At 58.6% G+C, this 15,972-nt stretch carries 16 protein-coding genes and 1 pseudogene; 11 read left to right on the forward strand and 6 right to left on the reverse strand.

Going from position 1 to position 15,972, the window contains the following annotated elements; translation table 11 throughout:
• Window positions 1-103: 103 nt before the first annotated feature.
• A complete protein-coding gene (locus HW554_RS05950) occupies window positions 104-1,504 on the reverse strand; it encodes a mercuric reductase (protein ID WP_176907665.1) in 1,401 nt (466 codons plus the stop codon).
• Window positions 1,505-1,701: 197 nt separating this feature from the next.
• Here HW554_RS05950 and HW554_RS05955 point away from each other — a divergent pair, with 197 nt between their 5' ends.
• Complete coding sequence (locus HW554_RS05955) at window positions 1,702-2,439, forward strand: hypothetical protein (protein WP_176907666.1); 738 nt, start codon at window positions 1,702-1,704, stop codon at window positions 2,437-2,439.
• Between the two features lie 8 nt (window positions 2,440-2,447).
• On the opposite strand, the gene HW554_RS05960 is transcribed toward HW554_RS05955, so the two are convergent.
• The 4 genes from HW554_RS05960 to sucD all read right to left on the reverse strand — a co-directional run bounded on the left by HW554_RS05960 (window position 2,448) and on the right by sucD (window position 5,669).
• Window positions 2,448-3,338 (reverse strand): hypothetical protein, encoded by an 891-nt coding sequence (locus HW554_RS05960; RefSeq protein ID WP_176907667.1) that lies wholly within the window; start codon window positions 3,336-3,338, stop codon window positions 2,448-2,450.
• A 131-nt stretch (window positions 3,339-3,469) separates the two neighbouring features.
• The gene (locus HW554_RS05965; RefSeq protein ID WP_176907668.1) at window positions 3,470-4,057 is read right to left on the reverse strand and encodes a hypothetical protein; all 588 of its coding nucleotides are present in this window, start codon (window positions 4,055-4,057) and stop codon (window positions 3,470-3,472) included.
• A 63-nt stretch (window positions 4,058-4,120) separates the two neighbouring features.
• A complete protein-coding gene (locus HW554_RS05970) occupies window positions 4,121-4,603 on the reverse strand; it encodes a hypothetical protein (RefSeq protein ID WP_176907669.1) in 483 nt (160 codons plus the stop codon).
• Between the two features lie 184 nt (window positions 4,604-4,787).
• The gene (gene sucD / locus HW554_RS05975; protein WP_092738415.1) at window positions 4,788-5,669 is read right to left on the reverse strand and encodes a succinate--CoA ligase subunit alpha; all 882 of its coding nucleotides are present in this window, start codon (window positions 5,667-5,669) and stop codon (window positions 4,788-4,790) included.
• A gap of 227 nt (window positions 5,670-5,896) precedes the next feature.
• Between sucD and HW554_RS05980 the strand changes: the two are divergent.
• Together HW554_RS05980 and HW554_RS05985 are read left to right on the forward strand one after the other, a co-directional pair.
• A pseudogene (locus HW554_RS05980) lies at window positions 5,897-6,871 on the forward strand (PLP-dependent cysteine synthase family protein); the annotation flags it as partial.
• A 43-nt stretch (window positions 6,872-6,914) separates the two neighbouring features.
• Complete coding sequence (locus HW554_RS05985; RefSeq protein WP_176907671.1) at window positions 6,915-7,325, forward strand: response regulator; 411 nt, start codon at window positions 6,915-6,917, stop codon at window positions 7,323-7,325.
• 191 nt (window positions 7,326-7,516) lie between these two features.
• Here HW554_RS05985 and ade read toward each other — a convergent pair whose 3' ends face one another.
• Complete coding sequence (gene ade / locus HW554_RS05990; protein WP_176907672.1) at window positions 7,517-9,214, reverse strand: adenine deaminase; 1,698 nt, start codon at window positions 9,212-9,214, stop codon at window positions 7,517-7,519.
• 307 nt (window positions 9,215-9,521) lie between these two features.
• Here ade and HW554_RS05995 point away from each other — a divergent pair, with 307 nt between their 5' ends.
• From HW554_RS05995 to rimK, 8 genes are all read left to right on the forward strand, one after another.
• Complete coding sequence (locus HW554_RS05995; RefSeq protein WP_176907673.1) at window positions 9,522-9,914, forward strand: hypothetical protein; 393 nt, start codon at window positions 9,522-9,524, stop codon at window positions 9,912-9,914.
• A 38-nt stretch (window positions 9,915-9,952) separates the two neighbouring features.
• Window positions 9,953-10,648 carry a (d)CMP kinase gene (cmk, locus tag HW554_RS06000; protein ID WP_176907674.1) on the forward strand — a complete coding sequence of 232 codons (696 nt, stop codon included), beginning with the start codon at window positions 9,953-9,955 and terminating at the stop codon, window positions 10,646-10,648.
• Window positions 10,649-10,872: 224 nt separating this feature from the next.
• Window positions 10,873-11,757 (forward strand): 4-hydroxy-3-methylbut-2-enyl diphosphate reductase, encoded by an 885-nt coding sequence (locus HW554_RS06005; RefSeq protein ID WP_176907675.1) that lies wholly within the window; start codon window positions 10,873-10,875, stop codon window positions 11,755-11,757.
• Between the two features lie 155 nt (window positions 11,758-11,912).
• A complete protein-coding gene (locus HW554_RS06010) occupies window positions 11,913-12,467 on the forward strand; it encodes a DUF502 domain-containing protein (protein ID WP_176907676.1) in 555 nt (184 codons plus the stop codon).
• Between the two features lie 151 nt (window positions 12,468-12,618).
• Window positions 12,619-12,906: a 2TM domain-containing protein gene (locus tag HW554_RS06015; RefSeq protein ID WP_176907677.1), complete on the forward strand. Its 288-nt coding sequence runs from the start codon at window positions 12,619-12,621 to the stop codon at window positions 12,904-12,906.
• 78 nt (window positions 12,907-12,984) lie between these two features.
• Entirely contained in the window at window positions 12,985-14,109 is a 1,125-nt protein-coding gene (locus HW554_RS06020; RefSeq protein WP_176907678.1) for a PQQ-dependent sugar dehydrogenase, read from the forward strand.
• Window positions 14,110-14,352: 243 nt separating this feature from the next.
• Window positions 14,353-14,817, forward strand: coding sequence for an ATP-dependent zinc protease family protein (locus HW554_RS06025; protein WP_176907679.1), 465 nt, complete (start codon window positions 14,353-14,355; stop codon window positions 14,815-14,817).
• A 106-nt stretch (window positions 14,818-14,923) separates the two neighbouring features.
• On the forward strand, window positions 14,924-15,829 hold the full coding sequence (rimK, locus tag HW554_RS06030) for a 30S ribosomal protein S6--L-glutamate ligase (protein WP_176907680.1): 906 nt from the start codon (window positions 14,924-14,926) through the stop codon (window positions 15,827-15,829).
• Window positions 15,830-15,972 lie beyond the last annotated feature (143 nt).

Consider the following 15,972-nt stretch of genomic DNA (forward strand, 5'->3'; position numbering starts at 1 on the left):
GTAGAGATGCTTCGACTACGCGGACGCCAGATGAAGCATGACGTCCTTTTGACTTTCTAAACAGCTTCAATAGCTCAGCACTAAGCATGCACTCATGCAGCTGCTACCCGCGCTCCAGCTTCTGAAACGCGTTGTTGAGCACTTCGGCCCAGGTAGGGTGGGCAATGATGAGGTTTTCGAGCTGCTGGTAGCGCAGGTCGCCAGTCATGGCCAGCTGAAACATGGTCATGATTTCGCCGCCCTGCTCGCAGAGTACGGACGCGCCAAGTAGCCGGTCGTCGTCGCCCACCAGCACTTCCACAAAGCCCTCAATCTGCCCCGTTTCCACGGCCCGGCCAATAGTGTTGGCCCCCAGCCGGCTGACGCGGAACGGGATTTTCTGCTTACGCGCTTCATCTTTGGACAGCCCGATGCGGCCCAGCTGGGGCTCGGTGAAAACTACATAGGGCACGGGTCGGTCGTGGGTGTCGCGGGCGCGGCCGTGCAGCAGTTGGTCGCGCACGATGCGGTAGTCGTCGTAAGTGATGTGGGTGAACTGGGGGCCGCCCTTCACGTCGCCGAGGGCATACACACCTTTGGCGGGTGTGCGCAGCTGGCTGTCTACCACAATGTAGCCGTCCTCGTCGGTTTCAATGCCGGCCAGCTCCAGGCCCATATCGAGGGTATTGGGCACGCGGCCGGTGGCCACCAGCAGGTGCGAGCCGCGGATACGCCGCTCGCCGCTGGGTGTGTCGGCCGTAAGCGTGAGCACACCGTCCTCATTACGCGACACATGCCGGGCCTCTGCGTCGAGCAGGAACTCGATGCCCTCGGCCTCCAGCAACTCCTGCATCGGTAAGCTCACATCAGTATCCTCCCGGTCCATGATGGTGGCCGAAATTTCGATGATGGTCACGCGCGAGCCCAGCCGGCGGAACATCTGCCCAAACTCAACCCCAATGTAGCTGCCACCCAGAATAATGAGGTGCTCGGGCAGCTCCTGCAACCCCAGCAGCAGCGTATCGTTGGTAAGGTAGCCCGCCAGTTCAAGCCCCGGAATAAGCGGTACGGCGGCATGGGTGCCGGTATTGAGAAAGATGAGCGGAGCCGTCAGCTGCTCCTGACCGGCGTTATCGTTCAGCTCAACGTGCAGGGTGTTGGGGGCCGTGAAGCGCGCCCGGCCGCGCACCAGCCGGATGTTGGGGTGGGCAGTGGTGAGCTTCCGTTCGATGCCGTCGCGCGAGTTCTGCGTCAGCCGGTCTTTGCGGGCCACTACGGCGGCAAAATCCACCACGGGGGCAGGGACTTCAATGCCTAACTCGCTAGCCGTGCGTATCAAATGGGCGCGCTGGGCCGAAGCCAGCATCATTTTGGTGGGGGCGCAGCCGTAATTGACGCACGAGCCGCCGAGGTAGGCGCTTTCGATGATGGCCACGCGGCGTCCGGCGTCGGCCAGCGCATACGCCAGCGGGGTGCCGGCCTGGCCGGAGCCGATAATAAGAGCGTCGTAGGAGGTAGCAGGCATGAAAACGGAATTTGGCAGAGAGTAGGGACCAGGTCAGAGCCGCCCCCGCCCTCTGTACGCAGCCGCCGCACTTCCGGCCGGACAACGAATCCGGGGTTTCTGCGTTAGGCCCGCAGCCAGGGCCACGGTGCGGCCACGTTACCCCAACTTTGGCGCTCCTTTTCTATCTTACCGCATCGGCTTACCTCTGCCTGCCCATGTTTTTGCCTTTTCGCGCGGTTTTCATCCTGCCCCTGCTGCTCCTGTTGCTGACGGGTTGCGCGTCGCTCTATTTCCCGCCGCCGCCCCAAGTGCCGCTGCTCACCCAAAAGGGCGAATGGAGCGCCGGCGTACACACCAACCTGAGCCAGAACACCGCCGTGCAGGGTGCCTACGCCCTAACCGACCATCTGGGCGTGATGGGCTCGGCCTCGTTTCTGCACACCAACAAGAAGAAGGAAGCCGTTGACCACGACTTTGCCGAGTTGGGCGTGGGCTACTTCACCCGCCTGCCCGATAAGCGGGTGCTGGAAGTGTACGGCGGCTACGGCGGTGGCCGCACCAAGCGCGTGGAGCGCAACCCCACCGAGGGCGTTACGCGCACGCTCGAAGCAGGCCTGAACAAGTACTTCGTGCAGGTAAATTATAGCTCGAAAGAGAAGAAAAGCTACCACCTGCTGGGCCGCGACTGGCCCCTGACCTACGGCACGGCCCTGCGCGCCAGCTACGTCACGCTCACCGATTTCCGCCTCGACGGCCAGCCCGCCTTCAACGAAGACAATATCCTGTTTGAGCCCATCACCTACGCCCGCGTCAAGCTCATCGGCCCGCTCGACGGCCAGTTTATCAGCGGCTACAACTTCGGCCTCAAGCACCGCAAGTACCTCAAGGCCGCCAATTCGGTGTTTCAGATCGGCATTGTGGTAAACCTGGGCGGACAGACGGGTGAGAAGTAGGCGCGGGGCTACAGTTCCTCCACTTCCAACTCCAGCTCGTAGTTGTAGTCCGGGGCAGAAACCTCGGGAAACGCTTTGCGCAAGGGGGCTAAATCCTGCGGGACACTACGCCAGAACACGGTTTTATCCGGCTGTCGTATCCGGCGAATCCAAGACTGAGAGTTGGCAGGCGCTGGAACCTGGCGGTAGGCCAGCGTGGGAAATGCATTGGTCAACGCGAGTCGGCTACTGCCATCGGCGCGGCGCAGCTCTACGCAGCGAAACGTTTCAACGCCTTTGTGGCCCTTTTTCGGTTTTGCTTTCTGGAAGTCAATATCTTCGGGCAGATTTTTTCCATTCAGTGGGCGCGCCAGGCTACGTTGCTTCACGTACGTTTCGCTTCCTGTCGTTTCGCCTTCGGCCACCACAAACAGGCCCCGGGCCGGCAACACCAGCCGCTGCTGCATCACATCAAAGCGCACCCAGCCCTTTTTGGCGGTCGTATTGGCCGTGAGCAGGAGCGGGGCGGCCAGTAGGTTCTGCGCGGGTTGCGGTCCACCGGTCTGGCTGCCGGGGCTAAGCCACAGCCGGATGGCACCTTCCGAGAAATTTCGGCGGACTTTGGGTACATCTTTAGCGGCTGTGGGCGGACGCGAACCCAGGCGCACCCGCACGGCCCGTACCACGTACACCCGGCTCGAATCGGGTGGTCCGTGCCACACGGCCACGGCCGCCGTTGGGGTCAGTTCCCGTCCAAAGGCAGTTTGTAGGCCCTTGGTTTCGCCCGGAGCCCGTAACGCGAGCACCCTGCGAGTGGCCCGCACCGCCACGTCGGGCAGTTGCTGACGCAGGCGGGTGGTGTCGGGCGGCAGGGTGGTTGCTTGTTGCAGCGTGAGGGCCAGTAGCAGTGGTAGGGGCACGTAGAGGCCGGGTCAGTTATCTGAATACGTAAACATCAGCTAGAGAAGCCAATAAAAAAAGCGATTCTCCGTGGGGAATCACTTAACTAAAAATTAAGACAATCAGTAAGTAACTATGTTCTTTGATTTAATTAATTTTTCAAGGAAGAAGGGGTTTTATAATAGTCTGCACTAACTAATACAATGTTATACGTGTATTTATTAGAAGCTGCATATTTCTTAATGCTTTCTACTAGATCACTAGAAAGTTTGTCAGTCCATGAAGTTACATAAACTACATAGGTGTATTCATAATTCTCATATGTATTGAGGTTTGCATTATCAGGCGATAATGGCTTAACTATATCAATTACTTTCTTGATATCAAATTCAGGATTACTAGGGTATTTACTACGGGGTGGAAATTCTTTAAGGGTATAAGAGTTCTGCCCACTCTCACAAGAAGCCCACTGAGTAACCAATTTTCCCTTATTATTGAAGCAAATAAATTGGATTGGTCTGAATCCAGGACCCCAACCTGTTTTATATTCCGCTCTTAGTAGACTGTCCATTTTATTTTCTTTTACCCTATATAGAGGATAAGATGGGTATCTATTCCTTAAATTATGTGCAATTTCAACATCGTTTTTAGCTACCGGCTCTTCTACTCCCAGAATTGTGCTTAATAAGACCTGGCAGGAGCTGAAGCAGAAGCAAAAAGAAATTAGGATGGCTTTCATTTTTCTTGATAAGAACAAAAATAAGAGTCCCCTACGCAAAGGTAGAGGACTCTTGCCTATAAGTTACTTGAACGTATAAGCATTGGCCCAAATTTCGCCATGCTTATAATTCTTAAAATTTGCTTTATACTTTCCTGCTTTTACTACGGCTGATTTTCCGTTCTTCCAATTCTCAAAAAGTAGGTCCCTGTCAATTGGGACAGTACCATCCGGTAGAGCAGCGTCTTTTTCAAAAATTATATGCATCTTACTGCCCTCCATGCGCATTCTCACTAGCCCAGTATCTTCCTCTAAAGATAATTGGTTTAGACTCGGATCGGATGAAAAATTAGCTGATCTTGATCCTATCGGAGCGCTAATACAAATCCCCAGAGGAGAGTTACATCCAATGCCGTGTTTGAGAGTAACTCTAGGCTTTTCAAACGAATCCTCATCATCGATTATTGAAGATGATAATTCTGTTTGAATATTATCTTTTAATAGGGCTTCTTTTTCGCAAGAAAGCAAAGTGAATGAAGCACCAATTAGCAACAGAAAGTTTTTCATTGTGGTAAAGGAGAGGAATATAATTGCCTACTCTGTTAAATCCGCTTTTCGGCTGGGGCGGGCTAGCGGGTCAAACATACTGCCCCCCCCCCTATACTTTCCTAATACTATATAGAAAAAAAATTAGGGGCTGCCCCCAAATCATCGGAAGCAGCCCCTAAACATACATTAACAATCGGTTAGCTTATTTGCCGCCCAGTACGCGCAGCATGGTGTCGCCGATTTCGGCGGGCGAATCCACTACGTGGATGCCGCACTCGCGCATGATGGCCATTTTGGCAGCAGCCGTGTCGTCGGCGCCGCCTACGATAGCACCGGCGTGGCCCATGCGGCGGCCGGGAGGGGCGGTCTGGCCGGCAATGAAGCCAACTACGGGCTTCTTGTTGCCGGTTTCCTTGATCCAGCGAGCCGCTTCGGCTTCCATGCCGCCGCCGATTTCGCCAATCATCACGATGCCCTCGGTTTCGGGGTCGTTCATGAGCAGCTCCACGGCCTCCTTGGTGGTAGTGCCGATAATCGGGTCGCCGCCGATGCCGATGGCTGTGGTCTGGCCCAGGCCGGCCTTCGTGAGCTGGTCAACTGCCTCGTAGGTCAGCGTGCCCGACTTCGAAACGATACCGATTTTGCCTTTGGTGAAGATGAAGCCGGGCATGATACCCACTTTGCACTCGCCGGCAGTCATCACGCCGGGGCAGTTTGGCCCAATCATGCGCAGGCCTTCGCGGCCCTTCAGGTACTCCTTCACCGCAATCATATCCTTGGTCGGAATGCCTTCGGTGATGGTGATGATTACTTTGATACCGCCATCGGCGGCCTCCATGATAGCGTCGGCGGCGAAAGCCGGCGGCACGAAAATGATGCTGGTGTTGGCGCCGGTTTCGGCTACGGCCTCGGCTACGGTGTTGAACACGGGGCGCTCCAGGTGCTGGGTGCCGCCTTTGCCGGGCGTTACGCCGCCCACCACGTTGGTGCCGTACTCAATCATCTGCTGGGCATGAAACGAGCCTTCGGAGCCCGTAAAGCCCTGCACTAGCACTTTAGAATCCTTGTTTACCAGAACACTCATAAAAGGGGGATTAGCGGAAATTGCTGCGTGGAAGTGGGAACAGAGCCCGCTTGGCGGGCGGCAGCGCAAAAGTAGGGTTTTTTGCGAGCCCTTTCTTGAGCTGTTAGCTATTAGCTGTTAGCTGATAGCTTTCGTTCGGGCAAAATGCCGTTAGCTATCAGCTAATAGCTGTAAGCTAACAGCTCAAGAAAGCGGTATCTTTGCGTCCGCAAATCACTCACCCGAATATGTATCTGAATAATATCGTTGAAGCCATCGGTAACACGCCGATGGTAAAGCTCAACCGCGTAAATGACGGCATCAAAGGCACGGTGCTCGTAAAAGTGGAGTACTTCAATCCGGGCAACTCGGTGAAGGACCGCATGGCGGTAAAAATGATTGACGACGCCGAAAAGGCAGGCCTGCTGAAGCCCGGCGGCACCATCATCGAGGGCACGAGCGGCAACACCGGCATGGGTCTGGCCCTCACGGCCATTGCCCGCGGCTACAAGTGCATCTTCACGATGAGCGACAAGCAGAGCAAGGAAAAGCAGGATATCCTGAAGGCCGTGGGTGCGGAGGTCATTGTGTGCCCGACCAACGTATCGGCCGACGACCCGCGCAGCTACTATTCTATCGCGCGCAAGCTCAACGCCGAAATCCCGAACTCGTTCTACCCGAACCAGTACGACAACCCTTCCAACGCCCAGGCGCACTACGAAACCACGGGCCCCGAAATCTGGGAGCAGACCGAGGGCAAAATCACGCACCTGGCGGCCGGCGTGGGCACGGGGGGCACCATCTGCGGCACCGGCAAGTACCTGAAGGAGCAGAACCCGGCCATCGTATCGGTGGGCCTCGATACCTACGGCTCGGTGTTCAAGAAATACAAGGAGACCGGCATCTTCGATGAGGACGAGATTTACTCGTACAAAACCGAAGGCATTGGCGAAGATATTCTGCCCAAAAACGTAGACTTCGACCTCATCGACCTCTTCATTAAGGTAACCGACAAGGATGCCGCCCTGATGACGCGCCAGTTGGCCAAGGAAGAAGGCCTGTTTGTGGGCTGGTCGTGCGGCTCGGCCGTACATGGTGCCCTAGAGTACGCCCGTGAGCACCTGAAGGAAGCCGACACGATGGTTATCATCCTGCCCGACCACGGCACGCGCTACCTTGGCAAAATCTACAACGACGAGTGGATGCGCGAACAAGGCTGGCTGTAGTCGGTTACGCTTTCCTCTTACTATTATTTCCGCTTCCGGTATGGCATCTAAGCTCCGTAGCATCGTTTTGGTGGACGACAACGAAACCACCAGCTTCCTCAACAACCGCCTGCTCAGCCGCCTCGAAGTGGCCGAGCAGGTGTACACCTACCACAAAGCCGAACAGGCTTACCAGCAAATCTGGGGGGAGGAAAAGGACGAAGCGGCCACGGCAAAAGCTCCCGACCTGGTGTTCGTCGACCTGAAGATGCCCGGCATGGATGGTTTCGAGTTCCTGAAGCTCTACAGCTCCTTGCCCCCGGAAGTGCGCGAAAAAACCGTGATGGCCGTGCTCACCACCTCCATGCACGCCGCCGACACCGCCCGCGTGGCGCAGTACGAAGGCGTGGAGTACCTGGCCAAGCCCCTGACAGAGGAAAAGCTAAGCAAGCTGCTGGAAAAGCGGTTTTAGGTCTAGAGGTGAGATATCAGAACTGAAAAAAGGAACGTCATTCTGAGCGAAGGCGCAGCCGAAGTCGAAGAATCTCTGCCGCTTCGTTGAATTGCTACAACGAAGCGGTAGAGATTCTTCGACTTCGGCTGCGCCTTCGCTCAGAATGACGTTCTATTTTTTGTCTTGGCCCGCGTACCTTTTCTCACTTCTTACTCAAACACCACATTCTCCACAAACCGGAACGCATCCCCATCAAACAACCCTTTGTCGCTGAGCTTGAGGCTGGGGATGACGAGCAGGGCCATAAAAGAAAGCGTCATGAACGGGGCCTGGAGCGGGGAACCCAGGGCCTTGGCCGCCGTATCGACGGCCGAGTAGGCGGCCGCCACATCCGGGCCGGGCCGGTCGGACATGAGGCCGGCCACCGGTAGCGGCAGTACCAGCTCCGTACCGTCGGGCGACACCACGGCCAGGCCGCCGCGGGCTTCCATTACCAACTGCACGGCGCGGGCGAGGCTCGCATCGTCGCAGCCCACGGCCGTGATGTTGTGCGAATCGTGGCCGACGCTGCTGGCCAGCGCGCCGCCTTTCAGCCCGAAACCCTGGATGAAGGCCACGGCCGGTGGGGCCGCGTGGTAACGGTTCACGACGGTGAGCTTCAGCATGTCGCGGCTCAGGTCGGGCACTACGAGGCCGTTTTCCACCAGCGCTGGCTCATCGTGGCGGGCCGTAATCAGCTGCCCGTCGAAGCACTCGATGAGTCGGACAGTTGCGTTGGTGTCTGGCTGGCTTTTACTCATCGAACTGCCGTTGATCTTTTCAAGGCTTACCTCGAAATCTTGGGCCTCCATGTGGTGGGGCGTGAAGTTGTTGACGACTTCCACCGGCGCGGCGGCAATTAAGGTTTCGCCGTTTTCGGCCACCAGCACGCCATCAAGGTAGGTCTGGCGGACTTTGAAATCTACCAGGTTTTCTACCACGATAAAGTCGGCCGGGTCGCCTTCGCGGAGCAGGCCCACAGGCAGGCGGTAGTGCTCGACGGGGTTGCGGCAGGCCACGCGCAGCACCTGCAGTACGTCCTGGCCGCGTGCCACGGCCCGTTGCACGAGCTGGTTGATGTGGCCCAGCAACAGCGTGTCGGGGTGCTTGTCGTCGGAGCAGAACATCATCTGCGCGTAATGCTCGGGCAGCAGGTCAATCAGGGCCTCGAAGTTGCGGGCCGCCGAGCCCTCGCGAATCAGGATTTTCATGCCGGCCGCCAGTTTATCCACAGCCTCGTTGGCCATAAAACACTCGTGGTCGGTGCTGATGCCGGCTTCGGCGTAGCGGCGCGCATCTTCCCCCAGCAGGCCGGGAGCGTGGCCGTCTACGGGACGGTTGTAGCGCTGGGCCAGAGCAATCTTCTCCATCACGCCAGCGTCGCGGCTCAACACGCCGGGCCAGTTCATCATCTCGGCCAGGTAGCCGATTTCGGGGTGGTCGCGGAACAGCTCCTCGATATCAGCGGCCGTTATTTCGGCGCCAGCTGTTTCGAAAGGGGTGGCCGGCACGCAGGAGGGGGCACCGAAGCAGAACTTGAACGGCACCTGCGCGGCGTTGGCCAGCATATACTTCACGCCGGCCACGCCCAGTACGTTACCGATTTCGTGCGGGTCGGATACGGTGGCAACGGTGCCATGGCGCACGGCTAGGCGGGCAAACTCGGAGGGCACCAGCAGCGAGCTTTCCACGTGCACGTGGGCATCCACGAAACCCGGCAGGGCGTAGGGCAGGGCTGGGTCGGGCGCGGTAGCCCCCAGCGGCTCGATTTGCCGGATTCGGCCCCCGGCTACGTGTACCGTAGCGGGGGTTATGGTATTGCTGAACAGGTTGATAACGTTGGCCTGAAGCGAGAAATCGGCGGACATAAGCAGAGCAGAAGATGCAGGGAAAAAGCGGGCCGCAGGGCGGCGGGCGGGTAAAGAACCGTATATTTGCCCAAAATCCGCGCCGTGAGAAAGATTGTGACTTTGCTGCTGGTCGCCTGTATTGGGGGCTCGGGCCTGCTAACCGCAGGCTGCGCTACCCGCTCGACTCTTCAGAAAAAAACGGCCAGCTACAAGCGTAAGGCCAAGTCCGGCAAGATTCCCTGTCCCTGCGATAAGAACTAAAAGGCAACCAGCCGGCGGGATTCCTGCCGGCTCCTTGCTGTTACTGCCCCTTACCAGCCCGCCCATGCCCGACGAATCGCCCTTAGCCGCCTTGCAAAACGCCGCCGAAGCTGTCCGCCACCAACTGCGCCTCAATACCTACGACGCCGCCGCTGTGCAGCGCCTCGACGAGTTCATTGAAGTGCAGCGGCCCACCATCAAGGATGACGAGCGCGAAGGGGTGATTAAGGCCCTGGGCTGCTTTTTGGGCCAGTGCATGGTGCAGACCTACGGCGCCACTTGGGCCCAGAACCCGCAGGGGGTAACGGGCGTGGGTATCAGCGACGCGCATTTTTTCAACCCTTTCTACCGCGTGGGCGAGCAGCTGGCAAAAGGCCCCGCACAATCGGTAGCGGCCTTTTTTGCGAGCGTACCCGAGCGTATGGCGAGCCTGCCCGCGCGTAAAACCTGGATTTAGTGAACTCTCCATCCGAACCCGGCCGTCCCGACCTTGCTATGCAGAAAATTGTCATTGCCATCGACGGCTATTCTTCGTGCGGCAAAAGCACCACGGCCAAGGCTGTGGCCGCCGAGCTGGGCTACGCCTACATCGATACCGGCGCTATGTATCGGGGCGTTACGCTGTATCTGCTCGAAAACGGCATTGCTTTCGACGATTTGCCCCGCATCGAGCAGGCCTTGCACGAAATGCAGGTCAGCTTTAAGCGCAACCGCCAGACCGGCCGCAACGAGCTGTGCCTCGACGGCAAGGTTCGGGAAGATGAAATCCGGCAGATGCGCATTTCCAACTCGGTGAGCGAGGTGTCGGGGTTGCCGCTGGTGCGCCACGCCATGGTGCGCCAGCAGCAGCAGATGGCTCGCCGCCGCGGCGTGGTGATGGACGGACGCGACATCGGCACCACCGTTTTCCCCGATGCCGAAGTGAAGGTGTTTATGACGGCCGAGGTGCTCACCCGCGCCCTGCGCCGCCAGGAGGAGCTGGCCACCAAAAACGAGCATGTGCCGGTGGAGGACATTGTAGACAACCTGCAGAAGCGCGACCACCTCGACTCGACCCGCACCGAAAGCCCCCTGCGTCGTGCCTCCGACGCCGTGCTGCTCGACACCACCCACATGATGATTGACGAACAGGTAGATTTTGTACTGGAGCGCGTGTCGGCTGCCCTGTTTTCGCGGGCTGCGAAGGTCTGAGGCATAACGTTGCGTTAATCAAGTAAGCATCAACTACCCAGGCGCGACCTAAACTGCCGCCGCTGTTGTTGTTACAGAAGCTGGCCCGCAATTCGCGGGGTCGGGCTTGTCGGCGGCCTGAGTCCGCTTTCTGTCTTCCCGCTTATTGGCCGAAACCGGCCAGCCAGCCAGAACGAAAGCTGTTAGCTAGTGGCTGACAGCTAACAGCTCAATAAATCACGCGCATGAACGTCCTCATTGATAAGAATTCCGGTTACTGCTTCGGCGTCGAATTCGCCATCCAGATGGCTGAAGACGAGCTGGCCCACGAGCGTAGCCTGTACTGCCTGGGCGACATCGTGCACAACCGCATGGAAGTGGAGCGCCTGCACGCGTTGGGTTTGCGCATCATCGACCGGGAGCAGCTCGAAGAAATCCATGATGCCAAGGTGCTGATCCGAGCCCACGGCGAGCCGCCTGCTACCTACGAGCTGGCCCTGCGCAACAACCTGGAGCTGATTGACGCTTCCTGCCCCGTGGTGCTCAAGCTGCAGAACCGCGTGAAGCACGCCTTCGACGCATCGAACCGCAAGCAGGGCCAGATTGTGATTTACGGCCAGCCTGGCCACGCCGAAGTAGCCGGCCTCACGGGCCAGACGCTCAACCAGGCCATCATCGTGATGACCGAAGCCGACCTCGACCAGGTAGATTTTACGCGGCCCGTTACGCTGTTTAGCCAGACCACTAAGAGCACGGCCGGTTTCTACCACATGAAGGCCGTTATCGAGGAGCGCATCCTGGCGGCGGGCGGCTCGCTCGACTCCTTCGATGCCAACGACAGCATTTGCCGGCAGGTGAGCAACCGCGAGCCGGCCCTGCGCATTTTCGCCCAGCAGCACGATGTTATCATCTTTGTGAGCGGGCGCAAAAGCTCCAATGGCAAGGCCCTGTTCTCGGTTGTCAACCAAACCAATCCGCGCAGCTACTTCGTGGAAAACGAGCAGGAGTTGGACGAGGCCTGGTTCCACGAGGCCGAATCGGTGGGCATCTGCGGAGCCACCAGCACCCCCATGTGGCTGATGGAGCGCGTGAAGGGTCGTATTGAGGAAGTGGGGGAGCTGATTGGGTGAAGTAAGCCCTTAGGCCACCTGTCATTCAGAGCAAAGCGAAGAATCTCGCGTGCTGACGTTGAACTACCTTTGTTCAACGTCAGCACGCGAGATTCTTCGCTTTGCTCTGAATGACAGGTGGTCTCACACAGCCACCATTAACCAAGCAACAACCCATGCGCCGGTACCTTAACTACTTCCTCAGCGGCTTCCTGATTGTGGCCCCTATTGGGCTCACGGCGTACATTTTGTTTGCGTTGCTGCGCTGGCTCGACGACCTGTTTGCGGGCCTGAGCTTCGACATACCCGGCCTGGGGCTGCTGGTGGCCGTGCTGCTGATTACGGCTGTGGGCTTCGTGGCCAAGTCGTTTCTGGTGCGGCCCTTCCTCATCATCACCGAGCGGGTGCTGCACCGCACGCCCCTGGTCAGCATTATCTATTCGAGCCTGAAGGATTTGTTTGACGCCTTTGTGGGCGACAACCAAAAGTTCAACCGCCCGGTGCTGGTGCGCCTCAATAGCACCGACGAGGTGTTCAAGATGGGCTTCGTTACTCAGCCCAGCATGACCGCCATCACCCGCGACGACCTGCTGGCCGTGTATTTCCCGCACTCCTACAACTTCTCGGGCGAGCTGGTGCTGGTACCCGTCGAAAACGTAACCTACCTGGAGTTGCCCAGCAGCGAAATCATGAAGTTCATCGTGTCGGGGGGCGTGTCGCGGCTGGGGTAGCTATCTGTCATCCTACACCCAGCTTCAACCGCTTCAGCTGCCACTTTCAACGCTTCGGGGGTAGCTAGCAAAGGTTGAGCAACTATTGATTTAGGAAATGCAGTGGAAAGGCTATATTTATTCCAGTCAACCACTTAACCTCCTCCCGCTCATGGAAACTACCGACCGCGACCCTCAACTCTGGCGCCTGGCCCGCCAACGTGCCAAATTCAAGTCCGGCCTGCTCACGTACCTGCTTGTAAATGCCTTGCTGTGGGTTATATGGTCTTTCACGGGCCGCGACTCCAGCCCCATTCCGTGGCCGCTGTGGGTGTCGTTCTTCTGGGGTATCGGGGTGGTTATCCGCGGGCTGAAAGCCTATGGGAACCTGGGCTGGGCCGACAGCTCGGAGCGCGAGTACGAGAAGCTGCTGCGCCAGCAGCGCAACGAGCTGCGCTAACCGGCACACGACCCAGAATGGGGTCGGCTATCGGCCGGGTTGGGCAACCTTCCCGGCCGGGCACGGGTTAGGGGTACCATGAAACCCCGCTACTTCCTGCCCTTTCTGCTGGCTCCGCTGGCCCTGAGTTCTGCCGTAACGCCCGGCCCCGCGCCGGCCGCCGATGTCAACCTGAGTAAAATAAAACTGCCGTCCGGCTTCAGCATCAGCTACTTCGCCCAGAACGTGAAGAGTGCCCGCGAGCTGGCCCTGGGTCCCGACGGTACGGTGTACGTGGGTACTAAAACCGACAAGGTGTACGCCCTGCCCGACCGTAACAAAGACGGCCGCGCCGATGAGGTGATTACGCTGGCCACCGGCCTGAATGCGCCCAACGGCGTGGCCGTACGCAACGGCAGCCTTTACGTGGCTGAAATCAACCGCATCCTGCGCTACGACAACGTGGGCACCAGGCTCAAGCAGCCGCCCAAGCCGGTCGTCGTCAGCACCGCGCTGCCCGATAAGGACTGGCACGGCTACCGCTACATTGCCTTCGGGCCCGACGACAAGCTGTATGTGCCGGTGGGCGCGCCCTGCAACAGCTGCCTGCCCGAAACGCCCATCTACGCCACCATCAACCGCATGAACCCCGACGGCTCGGGCCTCGAAACCTTTGCCTATGGCGTGCGCAACACCGTTGGCTTCGATTGGAGCCCCAGGGATAAGGCGCTTTGGTTTACCGACAACGGCCGTGATAAACTCGGCGACAACACCCCAGCCGACGAGCTGAACCGTGCCACCAAGCCCGGCCAGCACTTCGGCTTCCCGTACTTTTTTGCCGGCGACGTGCCCGACCCCGAGTTTGGGAAGGGCAAATCGGCCGCTACCTATGTGAAGCCGGCCCGCAAGCTGGGGCCGCACGTGGCGGCGCTGGGCATGAAGTTCTACACCGGCAAGCAGTTCCCGGCCAAATACCACAACCAGATTCTGATTCCGGAGCACGGTTCCTGGAACCGGAGCAGCAAAATCGGCTACCGCATCACCCTGGTTACGCTCGATGCCGCCGGCCAGCAGGCCACTGGCTACCAGACCTTCGCCGAAGGCTGGCTGCAGGGCCAGAAGTCCTGGGGCCGCCCCGTTGCCCTGCTGGTAATGCCCGACGGCTCCATCCTTGTGAGCGACGACCAGAACGATGCAGTGTACCGGATCAGCTACAAGGGGTGAGTGTAAGGAGTCGAAAGTTGCGGAGTGATTTGGGAAGAACGACGTAGGAGCGGGGCTTGCCCCCGCCCGCCGTTGAACGGCGCAATGAGCACGTTGTAGGGGCGGGGCTTGTCCCCGCCCGCCGTTCGCGCCGTTTCAACGGTAATCGTCTAACGGTCCGTTACCGAATCGTTCAACGGCGGGCGGGGACAAGCCCCGCCCCTACGTCGTTCTTCCCAACTTTTGACTTAGTATTTTGCCCCCATGAAAAAGCAACGTGAACCCAAGCGCACAGTGGGGCGGCGGGAGCTGGTTGATTTTCCGGCGCTGCAGCTCTGGGGCGTGGAGGCTAAGGTGGATACCGGCGCCTACACCGGAGCGCTGCATTGCTCCAACATCCACCAGGAAACCGACGCGCAGGGCGTTACGCGCCTGCACGTGCAGCTACTCGACCCCTCTCATCCGCATTTCGACGGCTCGCCTATGATCTTCGACACGTTCAGTATGCGCGACATTCGCAGCTCGAACGGCGAAGTGCAGCAGCGCTACGTAATCGAGGCCATTATCCGGCTGTTCGGACAGGATTTCAGCACCGAGTTCTCACTTTCCGACCGTTCCGATATGAAATATCCCGTTCTTGTGGGCCGGGTGCTGCTGCGCCAAGCCCGGTTGGTGGTTGATGTAGCCCGGCGCAACGTATCGTACAAGTTATTAACGCTTGGTGCTTAGTTGGTCGTGCCTGGTGGATAGTTGTCAAAGCGTTATTCGCGCAATTCTCCACATGGCGTTCAACTAAGCACTAAGCACCCTTTTCGCCTTTACAGTCTGCACCCTAATGAAAGTAGCGATTCTATCGCGTGAGCCGAAGCTCTACTCGACCCGCCGGCTGGTGGAAGCTGCCGAGCAGCGCGGCCACGAACCCGTAGTTATCGACCACTTGCACTGCAACCTGGTGCTCGAAAAAGGCCAGCCTGGCATTATTTACCAAGGCAAGCGGCTGGAAGGAATCGATGCCATTATCCCGCGCATCGGGGCCTCGGTCACGTTCTACGGCTGCGCCGTGGTGCGCCAGTTCGAGATGATGAAGGTGCGCACCGCCATCGACAGCCAGTCGATTGTGCGCAGCCGCGACAAGCTGCGCTCGATGCAGATACTAAGCCGCGCCGGCGTAGGTATGCCCAAAACGGCCTTCACCAACTACTCCGACGACGTGCCGGCCATGATTGAGCTGGTGGGTGGCGCACCGGTTATCATCAAGCTTCTCGAAGGCACTCAGGGCCTGGGCGTGGTGCTGGCCGAGTCGGCCAAGGCGGCTCAGTCGGTTATTGAGGCCTTCCACAACCTCAAGGCCCGCATTATTGTGCAGGAGTTTATTGCCGAAAGCAAGGGCGCCGACTTGCGCGCCTTTATTGTGAACGGTGAGGTGGTAGGGGCCATGAAGCGCCAAGGCAAGGAGGGCGAGTTCCGCTCGAATCTGCACCGCGGCGGTTCGGGCAAGCTCGTGAAGCTGAGCCGGGCCGAAAAGGCCGCCGCGTTGTTGGCTGCCAAGTCGCTGGGGCTGGGCATTGCGGGCGTCGATATGCTGCAGAGTACGCGTGGCCCGCTGGTGCTGGAGGTGAACTCCTCGCCCGGCCTCGAAGGCATCGAGCGCGCCACCGGCCTCGACATTGCCGGTAAAGTCATCGAATACACCGAGCAGCTGACCCAGAAGAAGAAATCGACCGACGCGAAGAAGGCGTAGGTTGAATGGCTGATGGAAATGTCATGCTGAGCGGAGTGCAACGTAGCTGAAGCATCTCGACTGCAATGGTAAGCTCAATGACAGGGTTGCCATTGCAGTCGAGATGCTTCGGCTACGTTGCACTCCGCTCAGCATGATACGTT

The organism is Hymenobacter lapidiphilus, assembly GCF_013377885.1.
GTDB classification, from domain to species: domain Bacteria; phylum Bacteroidota; class Bacteroidia; order Cytophagales; family Hymenobacteraceae; genus Hymenobacter; species Hymenobacter lapidiphilus.